The sequence below is a fragment of the Mesorhizobium australicum WSM2073 genome, from assembly GCF_000230995.2.
Lineage (GTDB): Bacteria > Pseudomonadota > Alphaproteobacteria > Rhizobiales > Rhizobiaceae > Mesorhizobium > Mesorhizobium australicum.
In genome coordinates, this window is sequence record NC_019973.1 from 1,903,355 (window position 1) to 1,920,706 (window position 17,352).

The following is a 17,352-nucleotide window of genomic DNA, read 5'->3' on the forward strand; positions in this document are numbered from 1 at the left end:
GGCTCTGAGCCCTTTCGCTGGAGATAGCGGTGCTGGAATCCCTGTATCTGAATCTCGCCCAGCACGACGCGCTTTCCGATGCCGAAAAGGCGCTGCTGGCGGAAGCCATGACTTTCGAGCGGCATTTCGCGGTCGGCCAGGATATCGTCGCCTCGGGCGCGCGGCCGACCCATTCGACTCTGATTCTCGACGGATTGGCGGCGCGCTACAAGGTGCTCGAGAATGGCGGCCGGCAGTTCACCTCGCTGCAGGTACCTGGCGATTTCGTCGATCTCCACGCGTTCCTCCTGAAGACGATGGATCACGGCATCGTTGCCATGTCGCCCTGCCATGTCATGTTCGCCGATCACAGCCGGCTTCGTGCCATCACCGAGGAAGCGCCGCATCTGACGCGGCTGCTGTGGCTGGATACGCTGGTCGACGGCGCCATCCATCGCGAGTGGATCGTGGCGATGGGCCGCCGCTCCAAGACCTCACACCTGGCCCATCTCCTCTGTGAGCTTTTCGTACGGCTGCAGGTGGTGCAGCGCACCAACGGCATGAGCTTTCACCTGCCGCTCTCACAGGCCGAGCTGGCCGATGTGCTCGGTCTTTCCGTCGTACACATGAACCGCGTCATCGGCGCCTTGCGCAAAGTCGGCGTCGTCAATTGGGCAAATCACACGGTGACAATCCTGGATTGGCACAGGCTCCAGGAAATCGCCGAGTTCGATCCGACCTATCTCAGCCTGACGCGGGAGCCGCGGTAGAGCGTTCCCAGCAAGGCCGCAAAGCGCGGCGGCATATCCTTCCCGGCAATCCGCGTCGACAAGCTGCTCTTCGACGGCGAGCCGCGCCGGAAACCTTTATAGAATTCCTATTTCTTTCCCATCCGCCCCGTCTCGAACCTTTATGGCGATCGGGTCCATATTCACGTCGAGCAAAAGCCGTCGGACGCCGCCCAGTGCGGCGCGCTGTCTCACAGTATTGCCGACCTGTCTTTGGCGGGCGAACAGTAGAAACTGGAAGCAACGAAAAGCACAATGGACATTATTGTTCTTGGGATCGGGGTTTTGTTCTTCGGCCTGTCCATCGTCTACGTCAAAGCTTGCGACAGAATTTAAGCTGAAGGATCGAACCTATGCTTGTCGATTACATCCTCGGCGGTGGCGTGACCTTGTTCCTGCTCGCCTACCTCACCTACGCGCTCATTCGTCCAGAACGCTTCTGAAGGCACGGAAAGCCACAGCCATGACACTGAACGGATGGATACAGATCCTCCTCTATTGCGGGATCCTCGTTTTGCTGGTGAAGCCGCTTGGCTTCTACATGCACCGCGTCTTCAATGGCGATCGCACGCCGCTTTCACCGGTCCTCGGCCCGCTCGAGCGCGGGCTCTACCGCATTTGCGGAACCAGCGAGCGCGAGGAGCAGCACTGGACCACCTATGCGGTGGCTCTCCTGATGTTCAACCTGGCGGGCTTCCTGGTGCTCTATGTCCTGCAACGCCTGCAAGGCAGTCTGCCCTACAATCCGGCCGGCATGAGCGCGGTCGACCCAGCGCTCGCCTTCAACACCGCCGTAAGCTTCACGACCAACACCAACTGGCAGAACTACGGCGGCGAAAGCACGATGTCCTACCTCGTGCAGATGGCCGGGCTGACGGTCCAGAATTTCGTTTCGGCCGCCACCGGCATCGCCATTGCAATCGCGCTGATCCGCGGCTTCGCCCGCGCTTCCGGAAGATCGATCGGCAATTTCTGGGTCGATATGACGCGCGCCACGCTCTATGTGCTCTTGCCGCTCTGCGTCGTGCTCACCCTGGTCTATGTCTGGCTCGGCATGCCGCAGACGCTGGGGCCTTACGTCGACGCCACGACGCTTGAGGGCGCCAGGCAGACCATCGCGCTGGGGCCGGTCGCCTCGCAGGTCGCCATCAAGATGCTCGGCACCAATGGCGGCGGTTTCTTCAATGCCAACGCGGCACATCCATTCGAGAATCCCGACGCCGTCTCCAACCTGATCCAGATGCTGTCGATCTTCGTCGTCGGCGCCGCATTGACCAACGTCTTCGGCCGCATGGTCGGCAATCAGCGCCAGGGCTGGGCGATCCTCGCCTCAATGGGCGTGCTGTTCATCGTTGGCGTCGCCGTCTGCTACTGGGCGGAAGCCGCGGGCAATCCGCTGGTGCATGCGCTGGGCATCGACGGCGGCAATATGGAAGGGAAAGAGACCCGCTTCGGCATCGCGCTCTCGGCTTTGTTCGCCGTCATCACCACGGCCGCTTCCTGCGGCGCGGTCAACGCCATGCACGATAGCTTCACCGCGCTCGGTGGCATGATCCCGCTCATCAACATGCAACTCGGCGAGGTCGTCGTCGGCGGCGTCGGCGCCGGCTTCTACGGCATGCTGATGTTCATCCTGATCTCAGTCTTCGTCGCCGGCCTGATGGTCGGCCGCACGCCGGAATATCTCGGCAAGAAGATCGAGGCGAAGGAGGTCAAGATGGCCATGCTGGCCATCCTGTGCCTGCCACTGGCGATGCTGATCTTCACGGCGATCGCGGTGGTGCTGCCGAGCGCGGTGGCGTCGATCGCCAATGGTGGGCCGCACGGCTTCTCCGAGATCCTCTACGCCTACACCTCGGCGGCGGCCAACAACGGTTCGGCCTTCGGCGGCCTCAGCGGCAACACGCCCTGGTACAACATCACGCTCGGCATCGGCATGCTGATGGGCCGCTTCCTGGTCATCATCCCGGCGCTCGCCATCGCCGGCGCGCTGGCGGCGAAGAAGACCGTCCCCGGCTCGGCCGGCACCTTCCCGACCGACGGTCCGCTGTTCGTCGGGCTGCTGGTCGGCGTCATCGTCATCGTCGGCGGCCTGACCTTCTTCCCGGCGCTCGCCGTCGGACCTGTCGTCGAGCACCTGGCGATGATCCATGGACAGACATTCTGAGGCAGACATGTCCTGGTTCAGCAACAAGCGCCGCAATATCAGGCATCGGGCCGATCCGGGGAAGGAGGGGCTGCCGCCTCCCTTCCCGACCATGTCGACGTTTCTTGGGCTTGCCGCCGCCATGATCGCGCTTTGGCTGCTGGCCTACGGGCTTCCTCATCTTTTTTCGGCATCCGACCAGTCGCCGCCGCACACCAACACTGAAGCCGGAGCTTCAAAATGAGTCAGTCAAAGTCAGCCAGCATCATGGATGGCGGCATCCTGTGGCCCGCCATCGGCGGCGCCGTCCGCAAACTCGATCCGCGCACGCTGGCCCGCAACCCGGTGATGTTCGTCGTCGCCGTCGTCTCGGCGCTGACATCGGTGCTGTTCGTCAAGGACCTCGTCACCGGCGGCGGTGATTTGCTGTTCACGCTGCAGATCATCATCTGGCTGTGGTTCACGGTGCTGTTCGCCAATTTCGCCGAAGCCGTCGCCGAAGGGCGCGGCAAGGCGCAGGCGGATTCGCTGCGCAAGGCTCGCACCGAAACCCAGGCTAAGCTTTTGACCGGCGTGGACCGCACCAGGTTCAAGCTGGTACCCGGCACCAGCCTGAAGGTCGGCGATATCGTTCTCGTCGAAGCCGGCGACATCATCCCGTCCGATGGCGAGGTGGTGGAAGGCGTCGCCTCGGTCAACGAGGCGGCGATAACGGGCGAATCCGCGCCGGTGATCCGCGAATCCGGCGGCGACCGATCGGCCGTCACCGGCGGCACGCAGGTGCTGTCGGACTGGATCCGCGTGCGCATCACCGCCGCCGCCGGCCACACGTTCCTCGACCGCATGATCTCGCTGGTCGAAGGCGCCGAGCGCCAGAAGACGCCCAACGAGATCGCGCTCAACATCCTGCTCGTCGGCATGACGCTGATCTTCGTGCTGGCTACAGCGACCATCCCGAGCTTTGCCCACTACTCGGGTGGCTATATTTCGGTGACCGTGCTCGTCGCGCTGTTCGTGACGCTTATCCCGACCACGATCGGCGCGCTGCTGTCGGCCATCGGCATTGCCGGCATGGACCGGCTGGTGCGCTTCAATGTGCTGGCCATGTCGGGTCGCGCCGTCGAAGCCGCCGGCGACGTCGACACGCTGCTCCTCGACAAGACCGGCACCATCACGCTCGGCAATCGCCAGGCGACGGAATTCCGCCCGGTCAAGGGCGTCAGCGAGCAGGAACTGGCGGACGCGGCACAGCTTGCCTCGCTCGCCGACGAGACGCCTGAAGGCCGCTCGATCGTGGTGCTGGCCAAGGAGAAATATGCCATCCGTGCCCGCGACATGGCGACATTGCATGCTGCTTTCGTGCCCTTCACCGCCCAGACCCGCATGAGCGGCGTCGACATCGACGGTTCGTCGGTACGCAAGGGCGCGGTGGATTCCGTGCTCGCCCATGTCAGCCAGGCGACATCGGCCAGCCGCGCGACGCGCCCGAACAGCGACACGATCAGGGATTTACAGGCGATCGCCGACGAGGTTGCGAAATCCGGCGGCACGCCGCTGGCGGTCGAGCGGGACGGGCGCCTGCTGGGTATCGTGCACCTCAAGGACATCGTCAAAGGCGGCATCCGCGAGCGTTTCGCCGAGCTGCGCAAGATGGGCATTCGCACGGTCATGATCACCGGCGACAACCCGATGACGGCAGCCGCCATCGCGGCCGAAGCCGGCGTCGACGACTTCCTTGCCCAGGCGACACCGGAGGACAAGCTGAAGCTGATCCGCGACGAGCAGGCCAAGGGCAAACTGGTCGCCATGTGCGGCGACGGCACCAACGATGCGCCAGCCCTTGCGCAAGCCGATGTCGGCGTCGCCATGAACACCGGCACGGTCGCTGCTCGCGAGGCCGGCAATATGGTCGACCTCGACAGCGATCCGACCAAGCTCATCGAGATCGTCGAAATCGGCAAGGCGCTGTTGATGACGCGCGGCTCGCTGACTACCTTCTCGATCGCCAATGACGTGGCCAAGTATTTCGCCATCATCCCGGCCATGTTCGCCGTCTTCTACGTCGCGCCCGGCCAGACCACAGGTCCGCTGCAAGCGCTCAACATCATGCATCTGGCGACACCGCAGAGCGCCATCCTGTCGGCCATCATCTTCAACGCGCTGATCATCATCGCGCTGATCCCGCTGTCGCTGCGCGGTGTGAAGTACCGGGCGATCGGCGCGGGTGCGCTGCTCAGCCGCAACCTTCTCGTCTACGGTCTCGGCGGCATCGTCGTGCCGTTCGTCGGCATCAAGACAATCGACATGGCCGTCACCGCCCTTGGCCTTGCATAAGGATCATTCCGATGCTCAAGCAGATCAGACCCGCGATCATCATGATCGTTTTCTTCACCGTGCTGACCGGGCTCGTCTATCCCATCGGCATGACCGGCATCGCCCAGGCGCTGTTCCCGCGCCAGGCCAATGGCAGCCTGATCGAGAGGGGCGGCAAGGTGATCGGCTCCGAACTGATCGGCCAGGCTTTCGCCAGCGACACGTATTTCCACGGACGGCCGTCGGCTGCCGGCAACGGCTACGATGCCAGCGCCTCCGGCGGCTCCAACCTCGGTCCGACCAACCCGAAGCTGATCGAGCGCATCAAGGGCGACGCGGAAAAGCTGATGGCTGAGAACCCGGACCAGCCGGTGCCGATTGACCTGGTGACGACGTCCGGCAGCGGCCTTGATCCGCAGATCAGTCCCGAGGCCGCTTATTTCCAGGTTCCGCGCGTGGCCAAGGCAAGGCGCATCGACGAGGCCAAGGTCAAGGCGCTCGTCGACGGCCAGGTCGAGGACCGGGAATTGGGCGTGCTCGGCGAGCCGGCGGTTAATGTGCTGGCCCTCAACCTGGCGCTGGATGCCGCGAAGTAGGTGATGTCCGGCGCCGGGGATCGACACGGTCCCCGGCGCCATTCATGATCGGACCCGATGCCGGACGACAGAAGCTACGTCGAAAACAGACCATCTCCCGACGCGCTGCTAGAGCATGCCGTGCGGGAAGGGCGCGGCCGTCTGCGCATATTCCTGGGCGCGGCACCTGGTGTCGGCAAGACTTACGAGATGCTGATGTCGGGTCGTGCCAGGGTGGCCGACGGTGCCGACGTGGTGATCGGCGTGGTCGAGACGCATGGCCGCAAGGAAACACAGGCCCTGGTCGAGGGGTATGAAGTCATTGCCCGCCGCAGGGTCGACTACAAGGGGCGCGTCCTCGACGAGATGGATATCGATGCCATCCTTGCCCGGCGTCCGGCGCTGGTCCTGGTCGACGAACTCGCCCACACCAACGCGCCCGGCAGCCGCCACCCCAAGCGCTATCTCGATGTCCAGGAAATCCTGGCGCGGGGCATAGACGTCTATACGACGCTGAACATCCAACATGTCGAAAGCCTGAACGACGTCGTCGCCCAGATTACCCGGGTCAGGGTGCGCGAGACGGTTCCAGACTCCATCATCGACCAGGCGGATGATGTCGAGATCATCGATCTGACGCCCGACGACCTGATCAAGCGGCTGGAGGAGGGCAAGGTCTATTTCCCCAACACCGCGCAGCGCGCCGTCGAGAACTATTTTTCGCCCGGCAATTTGACGGCGTTGCGGGAACTGGCGCTGCGCCGAACCGCCCAGCGCGTCGACGAGCAACTGCTCAACCACATGCAGTCCCACGCCATCCAGGGTCCGTGGGCGGCGGGGGAGCGGGTTCTTGTCTGCGTCGATGCCCGTCCGGGCGGGGCAGCCCGCATTCGCTACGCACGCAGGCTGGCTGACAGGCTTCGTGCGCCATGGACGGCGCTTCATGTCGACACGCCCCGCTCCGCCGGCATGTCCGAGGATGACAAGGACAGGCTCGCCACACTGCTGCGCCTTGCCGAGCAGCTCGGTGCCGAGGTGACGACCATCCCGGGCCAGAGCGTCGCGCAGGACATCGTTCGCCATGCGACGGCCAACAATTTCACCCACATCGTGGTCGGCAGGCCGACCCGGTCGCGCTGGCGCGAACTGATCGAAGGGTCGCTCACCTATGATCTGATCCGCAATGCCGGCGACATCAGCGTCCATGTCATCTCCGGAACGGAGCGGGACACCGAAACGTCTTCCAGGAGAGTGAACGCGGCAGCCGAGGAAAGGCATTTCCAGGCCAAGCCGTATTTGCTCGCCACGGCTTACGTTGCCGGATCATTGGCCGTCAGCACCGTTCTCGACCAGTTCCTCGACGTTCGCAATCTGGCGATCGTCTTCCTGCTCTCCGTGCTGACGTCGGCGGTGGCTGGTGGTCTCTGGCCGGCGCTTTACGCCTGTTTCCTCAGTGTCCTTGCCTTCAACTATTTTTTCCTCGAGCCACGCTACACGCTGACGATCCGCGATCCCGAGAGCATCGTCGCGATTGCCGTCTTCGTCGCCGTTGCCGTCATCGCCAGCAACCTGACGGCGCGCGTGCAGCGTCAGGCCGCCGCCGCCCGCTCGCGGGCGCGGGCAACCGAGGACATCTATCTGTTCTCCAAGAAGCTCGCAGGCGCCGGCACGCTCGACGACGTGCTCTGGGCCACCGCCTTCCAGATCGCCTCGATGCTGAAGCTGCGCGTGGTGCTGCTGCTGCCGGAAGAGGGCACGATCACCGTCAAGGCAGGCTATCCGCCCGACGACACGCTGGCCGAGGCCGACATTGCCGCCGCACGCTGGGCCTGGGAGCACAACCGTGCCGCCGGACGCGGCGCCGACACGCTTCCTGGCGCCAAGCGCCTCTATCTTCCCTTGCGCACGGGACGCACCGCAATCGGCGTCGTCGGCCTCGACAATGACAAGCAGGGCCCGCTTCTGACGCCCGAGCAGCAGCGGCTGCTCGACGCGCTGGCCGATCAGGCGGCGGTGGCGATCGAACGCATCCAGCTCGTTGCCGATGTCGACCGCGCCAAGCTCGCGGCCGAAGCCGACCGGCTGCGCTCGGCGCTGCTGACCTCGATTTCGCATGACCTGAAAACGCCGCTCGCCGCCATCATGGGCGCGGCCGGCACGCTCAAGGAATTCGCGCCCGACCTCCCTGAGCAGGACAGGGCCGAGCTCCTGTCGACCGTGATCGACGAATCGGAGCGGCTGAACCGCTTCATCGCCAACCTGCTCGACATGACCAAGATCGAATCCGGGGCGATGGAGCCGAACTACGCCCTCCATTATGTTGGTGATATCGTCGGCACGGCGCTCGACCGTGCCCGCAAGATCACCAGCGAGCACAAGATCGAGGTCGATATTCCGCCCAACTTGCCGATGCTGCGGCTCGATCCCGTGCTGTTCGAACAGGTCCTGTTCAACCTTCTCGACAATGCCTCGAAATATTCGCCGCCCGGCTCGACGATCCGCGTCCAGGCCTGGGCGGACAATGGCTCCATCATCGTGCGGATCATGGACGAGGGACCGGGCATTCCGGCGCAGGACCTGGAACGTGTCTTCGATACCTTCTACCGGGTGCGCAAGGGCGATCAGGTGCGCGCCGGCACCGGGCTCGGCCTGTCGATCTGCCGTGGCTTCGTCGAGGCGATGGGCGGCACGATCGCGGCCGCCAACCGGACCGACCGCCCCGGTGGCGCCTTCACCGTCACGATGCCGGTGCCGGCGCAAGCGCGCGATATCGGCAACCGCGGCGACGAGCCCGGCATGGATCAGCCTCGATGACCAATTCGAATGTCAGGATACTGGTCGTCGACGACGAGCCGCCGATCCGCAAGCTGCTGCGGGTCGGCCTTGGCAGCCAGGGTTACGCGGTCAGCGAGGCGCCGAACGCCAAGCTGGCGATCGAGCTGATGGAACAGGAGAAGCCGGACCTGGTGCTGCTCGATCTCGGCCTGCCCGGCATGGGGGGCCATGACCTCCTGCGCAAATGGCGTGAGGAGGGCGTCGACGTTCCCGTTGTCATCCTCTCCAGCCGCACCGACGAGGCCGGCATCGTCAGCGCGCTCGAACTCGGCGCCGACGACTATGTCACCAAGCCGTTCGGCATGAACGAACTGGTGGCACGCATCCGGGTGGCGCTGCGCCACAAGTTCCAGCAACAGGGTGAGAAGCCGATATTCCAGAGCGGTGACCTCAGCGTCGATCTGGTCAAGCGCGTCGTCAAGGTCGAGGACAGGGAGGTAAAGCTCTCGCCGAAAGAGTACGACATACTGCGCATCCTGGTGCAGCATGCCGGCAAGGTGCTGACCCACCACTTCATCCTGAAGCAGATCTGGGACGATTCGACAGACGTGCAGTACCTCAGGGTCTATGTCCGCCAGCTCAGGCAGAAGATCGAAAAAACCCCCGACCAGCCGCGCTACATCACCACCGAGACCGGTGTCGGCTATCGCCTGCGTGTCGAGTGAAATAGCCTGTCCGATAAACCTGCGTCAGCCGATGGCCTCCAGAGGCCGATTTGCCGCCGCCGATATCCGCAAGGCGGCGAGACAGCCCAGAATGCCGAGTGGCACGAAGGCAAGGAACAGCCAGCTCGCGACATTGGCCGCCGCGTCGTGATTCAGGCCTTGCGAAAAGCCGCTGGTATTGGCGACGATGCCGGCAATAGCGGCGCCCACGGCATAGCCGATGCGCTGCATGGTCGGCACCGCCGCCGAGGCGATGGTCTGCTCGTCGTCCGGTGCGGAGGCGACGATGACGCGGGTCAGGAACGGCCAGGCAATGCCGAAGCCGCCGCCCTGCAGCAGGGCGCAGACCAGGATCAGCGGGATCGAGCCCAGCGGTATCGTGTAGGCGAAGCCGGCGATGCCCGCCGCGATCATCAGCGCGCCGCAGACGATGATCAGCCTTTCGCGTCGCGGCGGCGCGTTGGCGACGAGGATCGACAGGATCGACCAGGCGATCGATTCGGCGGCGATGATGTAGCCGGTGGTCAGCAGCGGAATGTCGTGCAGGCTGGTCAAGAGCAGCGGCCCGTAGACGCCGAAGGAGCAGGTCGCGATGGAAAAGGCGGCGACCATCGTCATGCCGGCGCCGACCGGCGTGCGCCAGGAGAACAGCCGCGCCGGGAACAGCCTGGAGCGCGGCTTCAGCGCGTCGACGTAGAAAAACAGCGCGAGGCCCGTCAGGCCCAACAAGATCAGCAGCGAGGAACGCAACAGGGCGATGTCGACGCCGGCCGAGGCGATCAGCAGCACGGCGACGGCAAGACAACCAAGCGCCACGAAAGGGAAGGGCGGCGCCTTGCCGGCACTCGTGCTGGGTTTCTTCGCCTCCGGCGTGTTGAGTACGAGGAAGCTTGCCAGCGCCATGGCGGTGCCACCGAGTGTGAAGACGCCGAAGGCCCAGCGCCAGGACAGCAATTCGGTCATAACAGCGCCGAGCAACGGTCCGCTGAACGCCGCGACGCCCCAGATAGCCGACATGATACCGAAAAGCTGCGGCCAGATGGCACGCGAAAACAGCCGCTCGACCGAGACGAAGGCCAGCGATACCAGCGCGCCGCCGCCGAGGCCCTCGATCAAGCGGCCGGCAAGGAACAATTGCATCGACGGCGAGGTGGCGCAGATCAGCGCGCCGGCGGCATAAAGCAGGGCCGCGACCACCATGTTGGTGCGCAGCGGAACATAACTCACCAGGCGTCCGGCGGCGGCACCGGCGACGATGGCGCCGAGTTCGTAGATCGCCAGGGACCAGCCGACGAGCTGTACGCCGGCCAGTTCGCTGACCATGGCCGGCATGACCGTCGCCACCATCGTCTCATTGGTGGCGTGCAGCAGGATGCCGAGGCTGATGAAGCAGAAGCGGGCGAGGTCGCCGCTTGCCCACAATGCGCGCCAGTCGACCTTGTTGCTGGTGATTTCAGTCATGTTCACCCCTGCCTTTGCCTATCTCGCTTGTAGCGCATGGTGCCAGAGGCCAGTGCGGGCTTCCGGCAGGACCATAAGGATCGACAGCGCCGTATCCAGGCGCTGTCTACCCAAGGGCAGGCTTCTAAAACCTCAAGCATGGTTGAGTTCAAGCGGCTTTTTTGCAGACGTCGCGAAGCCTCTCAATTTCGTCATCCTCGGGTCTGCGCCGCGTCGCTACGCTCCTAGCTCCGCCCGTGGATGACGAATCGCTGCGGAAGCCGCCCTCATGGCCCAGTCAATTCTCGGTGCTGCGCAACTGGAATTGGCTGACGCCGATGGCGAGATTGATGCCGGTCTGCGTCTGCAGGCTGAGCGGCTGCAGGGTAAAGGCCTGCGAGGAGCCGCCGACCAGGAGATTGGCGCCGGCGCCGACGGCGGCGGTCACTTCGGCGCTGGCGCCGATATAGTCGCCGGCCAATGCACCCGGCGCGTAGATGTTCTTCAGCGGCGTCAGCACCAGCCAGCGCATCACCGCCTGCTTGGTCGTGCCGATGTCGAGGCCGTATTTGTTGACGGCCCCGAAATAGGCTTCCGGCGCGAAGCTCTTGTCGGCCGGGGTGAAGGTGCAGCTCAAATCCTTGCTCGAGCCGAAGATGAAGCCGGTGCCGCCCGATATGGCGCATTCAAGCGCACCGAGTTCGATGCCTTGGTCCTGCGCTCGTGCGGCGCCCGCAAGCATGATCGTGGTCGCGGCAGCGGCGATGGCTGTCCTGAACATGGCGGTCCCTCAAAATCAAACGGCGCGGAACCATACTATCTGGTTCCGCGCCGCAGGGTGAGGGGTCGTGGAGCGCGTGGCTCCGTGCAATCACTTGAGCGAGTGGATCAGCTCCAGCGAGGTGACGGCGACCGCCAGGTTGACGCCGGTCTGCGCCTGGACGCTGAGCGGCTCCAGCATGAAGGCGCTGTCGAAGCCGCCGACCAGCAGGTTGGCGCCGCCGCCGGTGACGACGCTCGCCTCGGCGTTGACGCCGTAGTAGCTGCCGGCAAGGTCGCCCGCGTCACGGTCGCGGGTCGCGGCAAACACCGCCCAGACCAACTGGCCCTGGTGCGTCTTGCCGAGATCGACGCCGAGCTTCGAGATGACGCCGGTGTAAATTTCAGACGGCCCGTGATGATAGGGCCGGAACACACAGGACACGCCCTTGTTGGAGGTCACGAGATAGCCGGTGCCGCCATCGATGGTGCAGTCGAGCGTGCCGAGCTGCAACCTGCCGGCGCTGGCCGGGGCGGCAGCGAACATAGTCGTTGCAACGGCGGCAGCGCAGACGAGTTTCTTGATCATGGGAGGGTCCTTTCGCAATCGGTCTTCAGTAACGTCTCGAGCGCCGCGACCGTTCCGCCGAAAACTTGGCGCGAACAAGGCGAGGGTTAACGGCTTGTCGCGGGGGTTAATACAGGGTTGCCGGATTGGCGGCGATCTTCAACGCCGCGTGTCCTTTCGGATACGCACGATGCAGTGCGCACCTTGCCGTGGGCCTGATGAGCCGACGTCAGCTGACGCGGGCGAGGCCGTCCTTGGCCGGCTGGTAGCTGGGGTTGAGGCGCACAGCCTCGCGATAGGCCTTCGCCGCCTTTGCCTTGTCGCCGCGCCGTTCGTAGATCAGCGCCTGGTTGGCCCAGGCCTCGGCGTTCTGGCCGTCGAGCTTGATGGCCATGTTGAAATCGGAGAAGGCGTTATCCTCGTCGCCGGTCGCCAGATAGGAGAGGCCACGGCCGTTGTAGGGTTCGGCGGCGTCGGGGGCCAGCGAGATGGCGGTCGAGAAATCCTCAATGGCGAATTTGTGCTGGCCCTGGCTCTGATAGATCAGGCCGCGATTGTGATAGGCGCGGGCGTCCGTCGTGTCGAGCTGGATCGCCTTCTGGAAGTCGTTGAACGCATCCTGGGTGCGGCCCGCCTTACGGTAGAGATTGCCGCGGCCGATATAGGCGGCGTCATAATTGCCGTTGATCTGGATCGAGCGATTGTAGTCGGCAAGGGCTGCTTCCTGGTTGCCGAGGAAACGCTGGATGAGGGCCCGGTTCGAATAGGCCTGGTAGAAATTCGGATTGAGCTGGATGGCCTGGTTGAAATCCTTGAGCGCCGCCTGGTACTGGCCGCCGCGGCCATAGGCCGAGCCGCGGACATTATAGCCTTCCGGATCCTGGGGATTGCGCTGGATGACCGCCGACAGCGAGGAGATATTCTCGCTCGACCCTTGCGCCTTGTCGATGTTGTTGAATTCACCGGCCGGCCCCGATGTCTGGCAGCCGGCAAGCATCAGTCCGGAAAGCAGGGCCGCTGTCAGGGCGAAACCACGCAATGCGGTCCCGCGCTCCACGCTTGTTGCGTTCATGTCTGCCCTGTCCTCACTTGCGCCGTCGTTCAGGTCCGGTTCCCCCCTCCGGGCCGGTCACATCAAAATAAAAGGGTGGCGGCGATTCCGCATCGCGCCACCCTGGTATCCTTCGAAAAGGACGAAATATTGGCGATAATCAGCGCGGCGGACGCGCTGCACCGGCGGCACCGCCAGCAGCGACCGGACGTGGGGTCATTGGCAGCAGGCCTTCGCGCTGTGCGCGCTTGCGGGCCAGCTTGCGGGCGCGGCGAACGGCTTCGGCCTTTTCACGGGCGCGCTTCTCGGAAGGCTTCTCGTAGTGGCCGCGCATCTTCATTTCGCGGAAAATGCCTTCGCGCTGCATCTTCTTCTTGAGCGCGCGAAGCGCCTGATCAACGTTATTGTCGCGGACGAGTACCTGCACGGGCAATCCTGTCTTTCGGGTTTGATATCAACAGGCAAGCAGCCATAGCCGCAAGCCTCCGCGGCGCTCGACACCACGAATTGTGGCGGCTGATAGCAGAATCAAGCCTCGCTGTCCACAGTCGAAATGAGAGACGACAGCCAAATTGCCACGTCGCCTGGAGATAGTGTGCCCGTTACACCGTCGCCAAGTGCAGCCGCTCGAAATCCTCGAAGAACTCACCGTAGTCGCAGGTGATCTCCTCGCCGATGGCGATATCCCGGGTCGCGGTCGCACCGCCATATTGCGAAAAGTCGGTGTTCGGTGTCGCCGAATGGTTCATGAAGCGGCCATTGTCGACCTCGTAGACGATGAAACCGGGCTTGTCCGGGCTCGGATAGGCATAGCGGTCGAGCAATTCCTTCAGGGGCTGGGGTGCGGCCTCATATTTGTCCATCGGAATCAGCCGGTCGAAATCCGGATCCAGGCGCCAGATCGAGGCGCCCTTCCGGATTGGTTCGGCGGCGAACATGCCGACGCCTTCGATTGCGCTCTGGGCGACATAGGTTCGGACCAGCATCATGGTTTCACAACCCGTCTTGGCAAGAAGACCCGTTTCGACAGGAAACGGAATCGCCAAATCGCGCCGAAAAAGCAAGAGCGGCGGCCTGCGTCACAACGACGAACAGGCAGTTCTCCGTAAAAATCCTTCACGTCCGGTTGATCGACACACCGCCATCGGCAAACAACGCGGTACCCGTGGTGAAGCTCGAGGCGTCAGAGGCAAGGTAAAGCGCCGAGCGGGCGATCTCTTGCGGCTGGGCCATGCGTTTCAGGGCATGGAGGCCCTCGACGAAGGCGCGGGCCTCGGGTGTGGTCGTCGTCGCACCCGGTGTGTCGGTGCCACCCGGCAGCAGCGCGTTGACGCGCAGTCCCTTCGGTCCATATTCGGCGGCCAGCACCTGCGTCAAACCGATCAGGCCTGCCTTGGCGGCAGCGTAGGCGGCCATGCCGGGCATGCCGGCGGTGTAACCGACAAAGCTCGATGTGAAGATCAGCGAGCCGCCGCCGCGCTCCAGCATGGCCGGTATCTGATACTTCGCGCCGAGAAAGGCGCTGGTCAGATTGGTATCCATCGTCCCGTGCCATGTCTGTGCCGACATGTCGGGGACGGAGCCCATCAGTCCGACGGAGCCGGCATTGTTCAATGCGATGTCGAGGCCGCCGAAGCTGCCGACCGCCAGCTCGACGAGGGCTTTCGCATAGGTCTCGTCGGTGACATCTCCCGCGAGAGCGACGGCCGTGCCGCCGGCGTCCTCGATTTCGACTGCGAGTGCATCGAGCTCCGCTCGGCGGCGAGCGGAAATGACGAGCCTGGCGCCTTCCTCGGCGAACAGCTTTGCCGTGGCGCGGCCGATGCCGGAACTGGCACCGGTGACGATGGCGATCTTGTTGGCGAGTGCGAGCATGTTTGGCATCCTTGTCCTTCGCGCCAGCTTCGCCGGCGATCGGATGCTTGGTCGCAAATCGGCAGAACAGCAGCCACCCGAAAGCTGCAGAGATCCGCGCCACTACTGCCGCAGCAGCCATGCCAGACGATCCAGCGAGAACGCGTAGCTGATGACGATCAGCAAGGCCATGATGATGGCAGTAATGGTATGGCCCGCCAAATGGAAACCCGCGGCGCCGCCGAACAGGACGATGAATTCCAGCGCCAGCCTGATAGCGCCCGGTACAGGCACCGGTGCCCGGCCCGACCGGCTTGGATCGTTGAGGACCGCGAAGATACCCCATGCCGCGGCTGCGGCGAGCGGCAGGGCAATGGCGAGGACCCAACGCCACGCTTCGTCCGAAAGGCTCCAGCCTGCCGTGCCGAGGCCAAGCAAGGCGGCAAGCTCCAGCAGGAAGCGCAATGTGAGGTTCCACCGGGCGTTGCCCATCATCATTCTCCGAATCCCAGCGCCGAGAAGTGTGACTGAAGGCAATCATGGGGGCCAGGCCGGATAGCTCTTTTTCAGCGCGGCGCAAAACGGCAAGCGCCGTCGCAAACAGCGCAAGGGTGGCAGCGCAGTTTCGCTAGTGATACACCTCGCGCGCCGGGGCTTGATGATGAACGCCCGGCTGCCATTTGCGAGGCTGGAACGTGAAGAAATATTCGGTATTCGCCATCGCCCGCGAGGCCATGCGCGGCCACAAGGGCTGGGAGGAACAATGGTCCTCGCCGGAGCCGAAGAAGGAATACGACGTTATCATCGTCGGCGCCGGCGGCCATGGGCTGGCGACCGCCTATTACCTCGCGACCGTGCACGGCATCACCAATGTCGCGGTGCTGGAAAAGGGCTGGCTGGGCGGCGGCAATACCGGCCGCAACACCACCATCATCCGTTCCAACTATCTCTATGACGAGAGCGCCGGCATTTACGACCACGCGCTGAAGCTGTGGGACGGGCTCTCCCAGGAGCTCAACTACAACGTCATGTATTCGGCGCGCGGCGTCATGATGCTGGCGCATAATGTGCACGACATCCAGGTGCTGAAGCGCCATGTGCACGCCAACCGGCTCAACGGCATCGACAATGAATGGCTGACACCCGAGCAGGCGAAAGAATTCTGCCCGCCGCTCAACACGTCCAAGGACGCACGCTATCCGGTGGTCGGTGCGGCGCTGCAGCGTCGCGGCGGCACGGCGCGCCACGACGCGGTCGCCTGGGGTTATGCGCGCGGCGCCTCGGCGCGCGGCGTGCACATCATCCAGAACTGCGAGGTGACCGGCGTCAAGCGGGCCGCCAATGGCGCGGTGACGGGCGTCGACACGACGCGCGGCTTCATCGGCGCCAAGAAGGTTGGCGTCGTCGCCGCCGGACACTCCTCCGTCATCATGAACATGGCCGGCTTGCGCATGCCGCTGGAAAGCTATCCGCTGCAGGCGCTGGTGTCGGAGCCGATCAAGCCGGTCGTGCCTTGCGTTGTGATGTCGAACACGGTGCACGCCTATATCTCGCAGTCCGACAAGGGCGAACTGGTGATCGGCGCCGGCACCGACCAGTATGTCTCCTATTCGCAGACCGGTGGGCTGCACATTCTTCAGCATACGCTCGACGCCATCTGCGAAATGTTCCCGATCTTCACGCGCATGAAGATGCTGCGGTCGTGGGGCGGCATCGTCGACGTCACACCCGACCGCTCGCCGATCCTGGCCAAGACGCCGGTGCCCGGCCTCTACGTCAATTGCGGCTGGGGCACGGGCGGCTTCAAGGCGACGCCGGGGTCCGGGCATGTCTTTGCCCACACCATCGCCAAGGACGATCCGCACCCGATCAACGCGCCCTTCACCATCGAGCGCTTCCGCACAGGCCGCCTCATCGACGAGGCGGCGGCCGCGGCGGTGGCGCACTGATGATGATGGCCGAGGTGGCAGTCGCGGTGCCGCTGATGCTGGCGGGGGAACAGGGCATGTTCCATGTTCCGACGGCGCAGGAAGTGCGGCTGCAGCCGATCAGCCGTGCGGGAAACGAGACCGGCTGGCCGTTTTCTGTCGACGAGGGAATGCTCGCCTGCGTCTGGAGTGTCGGCCAGAAAGTGGTGATGTTCTTCGAAGGCAGGCCGTATGGGCTGGATGAAGACGAGGATTTCCAGCCGCGTGGCGTCATCGTTACGACAGATCCGATGCAGCTGACGCTCGGCAACATGGCCAACCGCGATCTGTTCAGCGCGGCGACGAGCGTCGAGGAGCGGCTGCGGCTCGTCGCTCCCTTCATGACTATGGGCCAGAAGCTTTGCGATCAACCGGCTGGCGCGCGCGTCGGCCACGGCGAATTGTAGGAACA

Annotated in this window: 18 protein-coding genes; 10 read left to right on the forward strand and 8 right to left on the reverse strand. The window is 64.1% G+C overall.

The genetic code is table 11. The features are described 5' to 3' along the window. Positions 1-29: 29 nt before the first annotated feature. From MESAU_RS09150 to MESAU_RS09185, 8 genes are all read left to right on the forward strand, one after another. Complete coding sequence (locus tag MESAU_RS09150) at positions 30-749, forward strand: Crp/Fnr family transcriptional regulator (RefSeq protein ID WP_015315764.1); 720 nt, start codon at positions 30-32, stop codon at positions 747-749. Positions 750-1,120: 371 nt separating this feature from the next. Beyond that, a complete protein-coding gene (gene kdpF / locus MESAU_RS09155) occupies positions 1,121-1,210 on the forward strand; it encodes a K(+)-transporting ATPase subunit F (protein ID WP_015315765.1) in 90 nt (29 codons plus the stop codon). A gap of 20 nt (positions 1,211-1,230) precedes the next feature. Further along, on the forward strand, positions 1,231-2,934 hold the full coding sequence (gene kdpA, locus MESAU_RS09160) for a potassium-transporting ATPase subunit KdpA (protein ID WP_015315766.1): 1,704 nt from the start codon (positions 1,231-1,233) through the stop codon (positions 2,932-2,934). Between the two features lie 7 nt (positions 2,935-2,941). Next, positions 2,942-3,157: a hypothetical protein gene (locus MESAU_RS09165; RefSeq protein ID WP_015315767.1), complete on the forward strand. Its 216-nt coding sequence runs from the start codon at positions 2,942-2,944 to the stop codon at positions 3,155-3,157. Beyond that, positions 3,154-5,247 (forward strand): potassium-transporting ATPase subunit KdpB, encoded by a 2,094-nt coding sequence (gene kdpB, locus MESAU_RS09170; RefSeq protein ID WP_015315768.1) that lies wholly within the window; start codon positions 3,154-3,156, stop codon positions 5,245-5,247. The genes MESAU_RS09165 and kdpB overlap by 4 nt, the downstream gene beginning before the upstream one ends. Positions 5,248-5,258: 11 nt before the next feature. After that, positions 5,259-5,822, forward strand: coding sequence for a potassium-transporting ATPase subunit KdpC (gene kdpC / locus MESAU_RS09175; RefSeq protein WP_015315769.1), 564 nt, complete (start codon positions 5,259-5,261; stop codon positions 5,820-5,822). 57 nt (positions 5,823-5,879) lie between these two features. After that, positions 5,880-8,615 carry a sensor histidine kinase gene (locus MESAU_RS09180; protein WP_015315770.1) on the forward strand — a complete coding sequence of 912 codons (2,736 nt, stop codon included), beginning with the start codon at positions 5,880-5,882 and terminating at the stop codon, positions 8,613-8,615. Then, positions 8,612-9,301, forward strand: coding sequence for a response regulator transcription factor (locus MESAU_RS09185; RefSeq protein WP_015315771.1), 690 nt, complete (start codon positions 8,612-8,614; stop codon positions 9,299-9,301). The genes MESAU_RS09180 and MESAU_RS09185 overlap by 4 nt, the downstream gene beginning before the upstream one ends. A 24-nt stretch (positions 9,302-9,325) precedes the next feature. On the opposite strand, the gene MESAU_RS09190 is transcribed toward MESAU_RS09185, so the two are convergent. The 8 genes from MESAU_RS09190 to MESAU_RS09225 form a co-directional block, all read right to left on the reverse strand. Beyond that, positions 9,326-10,762: an MFS transporter gene (locus tag MESAU_RS09190; protein ID WP_015315772.1), complete on the reverse strand. Its 1,437-nt coding sequence runs from the start codon at positions 10,760-10,762 to the stop codon at positions 9,326-9,328. A 277-nt stretch (positions 10,763-11,039) separates the two neighbouring features. After that, positions 11,040-11,522 (reverse strand): DUF992 domain-containing protein, encoded by a 483-nt coding sequence (locus tag MESAU_RS09195; protein WP_015315773.1) that lies wholly within the window; start codon positions 11,520-11,522, stop codon positions 11,040-11,042. Positions 11,523-11,612: 90 nt separating this feature from the next. Next, complete coding sequence (locus MESAU_RS09200) at positions 11,613-12,089, reverse strand: DUF992 domain-containing protein (protein WP_015315774.1); 477 nt, start codon at positions 12,087-12,089, stop codon at positions 11,613-11,615. Between the two features lie 208 nt (positions 12,090-12,297). Continuing rightward, positions 12,298-13,140 carry a tetratricopeptide repeat protein gene (locus MESAU_RS09205; RefSeq protein ID WP_015315775.1) on the reverse strand — a complete coding sequence of 281 codons (843 nt, stop codon included), beginning with the start codon at positions 13,138-13,140 and terminating at the stop codon, positions 12,298-12,300. A 139-nt stretch (positions 13,141-13,279) separates the two neighbouring features. Beyond that, the gene (gene rpsU / locus MESAU_RS09210; protein ID WP_010911429.1) at positions 13,280-13,546 is read right to left on the reverse strand and encodes a 30S ribosomal protein S21; all 267 of its coding nucleotides are present in this window, start codon (positions 13,544-13,546) and stop codon (positions 13,280-13,282) included. Between the two features lie 175 nt (positions 13,547-13,721). Next, positions 13,722-14,108, reverse strand: coding sequence for an SET domain-containing protein (locus MESAU_RS09215; protein WP_015315776.1), 387 nt, complete (start codon positions 14,106-14,108; stop codon positions 13,722-13,724). Between the two features lie 127 nt (positions 14,109-14,235). After that, positions 14,236-14,994: an SDR family oxidoreductase gene (locus tag MESAU_RS09220; RefSeq protein WP_015315777.1), complete on the reverse strand. Its 759-nt coding sequence runs from the start codon at positions 14,992-14,994 to the stop codon at positions 14,236-14,238. A 102-nt stretch (positions 14,995-15,096) separates the two neighbouring features. Further along, on the reverse strand, positions 15,097-15,471 hold the full coding sequence (locus tag MESAU_RS09225; RefSeq protein WP_245262952.1) for a DUF2568 domain-containing protein: 375 nt from the start codon (positions 15,469-15,471) through the stop codon (positions 15,097-15,099). 197 nt (positions 15,472-15,668) lie between these two features. Here MESAU_RS09225 and MESAU_RS09230 point away from each other — a divergent pair, with 197 nt between their 5' ends. Next, a complete protein-coding gene (locus tag MESAU_RS09230) occupies positions 15,669-16,922 on the forward strand; it encodes a sarcosine oxidase subunit beta (RefSeq protein ID WP_015315779.1) in 1,254 nt (417 codons plus the stop codon). A gap of 2 nt (positions 16,923-16,924) precedes the next feature. After that, positions 16,925-17,347, forward strand: coding sequence for a hypothetical protein (locus MESAU_RS09235; protein WP_041163669.1), 423 nt, complete (start codon positions 16,925-16,927; stop codon positions 17,345-17,347). Positions 17,348-17,352 lie beyond the last annotated feature (5 nt).

What these genes read in the sequence shown, in the direction of transcription:
- MESAU_RS09205 (WP_015315775.1), bottom strand. Translation starts at nt 13,140, where the DNA reads ATGAACGCAACAAGCGTGGAGCGCGGGACCGCATTGCGTGGTTTCGCC.
- MESAU_RS09190 (WP_015315772.1), bottom strand. Translation starts at nt 10,762, where the DNA reads ATGACTGAAATCACCAGCAACAAGGTCGACTGGCGCGCATTGTGGGCA.
- MESAU_RS09165 (WP_015315767.1), top strand. Translation starts at nt 2,942, where the DNA reads ATGTCCTGGTTCAGCAACAAGCGCCGCAATATCAGGCATCGGGCCGAT.
- kdpA (WP_015315766.1), top strand. Translation starts at nt 1,231, where the DNA reads ATGACACTGAACGGATGGATACAGATCCTCCTCTATTGCGGGATCCTC.
- MESAU_RS09200 (WP_015315774.1), bottom strand. Translation starts at nt 12,089, where the DNA reads ATGATCAAGAAACTCGTCTGCGCTGCCGCCGTTGCAACGACTATGTTC.
- MESAU_RS09225 (WP_245262952.1), bottom strand. Translation starts at nt 15,471, where the DNA reads ATGATGATGGGCAACGCCCGGTGGAACCTCACATTGCGCTTCCTGCTG.
- MESAU_RS09220 (WP_015315777.1), bottom strand. Translation starts at nt 14,994, where the DNA reads ATGCTCGCACTCGCCAACAAGATCGCCATCGTCACCGGTGCCAGTTCC.
- MESAU_RS09180 (WP_015315770.1), top strand. Translation starts at nt 5,880, where the DNA reads ATGCCGGACGACAGAAGCTACGTCGAAAACAGACCATCTCCCGACGCG.
- MESAU_RS09195 (WP_015315773.1), bottom strand. Translation starts at nt 11,522, where the DNA reads ATGTTCAGGACAGCCATCGCCGCTGCCGCGACCACGATCATGCTTGCG.
- MESAU_RS09215 (WP_015315776.1), bottom strand. Translation starts at nt 14,108, where the DNA reads ATGATGCTGGTCCGAACCTATGTCGCCCAGAGCGCAATCGAAGGCGTC.
- kdpF (WP_015315765.1), top strand. Translation starts at nt 1,121, where the DNA reads ATGCTTGTCGATTACATCCTCGGCGGTGGCGTGACCTTGTTCCTGCTC.
- kdpB (WP_015315768.1), top strand. Translation starts at nt 3,154, where the DNA reads ATGAGTCAGTCAAAGTCAGCCAGCATCATGGATGGCGGCATCCTGTGG.
- MESAU_RS09185 (WP_015315771.1), top strand. Translation starts at nt 8,612, where the DNA reads ATGACCAATTCGAATGTCAGGATACTGGTCGTCGACGACGAGCCGCCG.
- kdpC (WP_015315769.1), top strand. Translation starts at nt 5,259, where the DNA reads ATGCTCAAGCAGATCAGACCCGCGATCATCATGATCGTTTTCTTCACC.
- MESAU_RS09235 (WP_041163669.1), top strand. Translation starts at nt 16,925, where the DNA reads ATGATGGCCGAGGTGGCAGTCGCGGTGCCGCTGATGCTGGCGGGGGAA.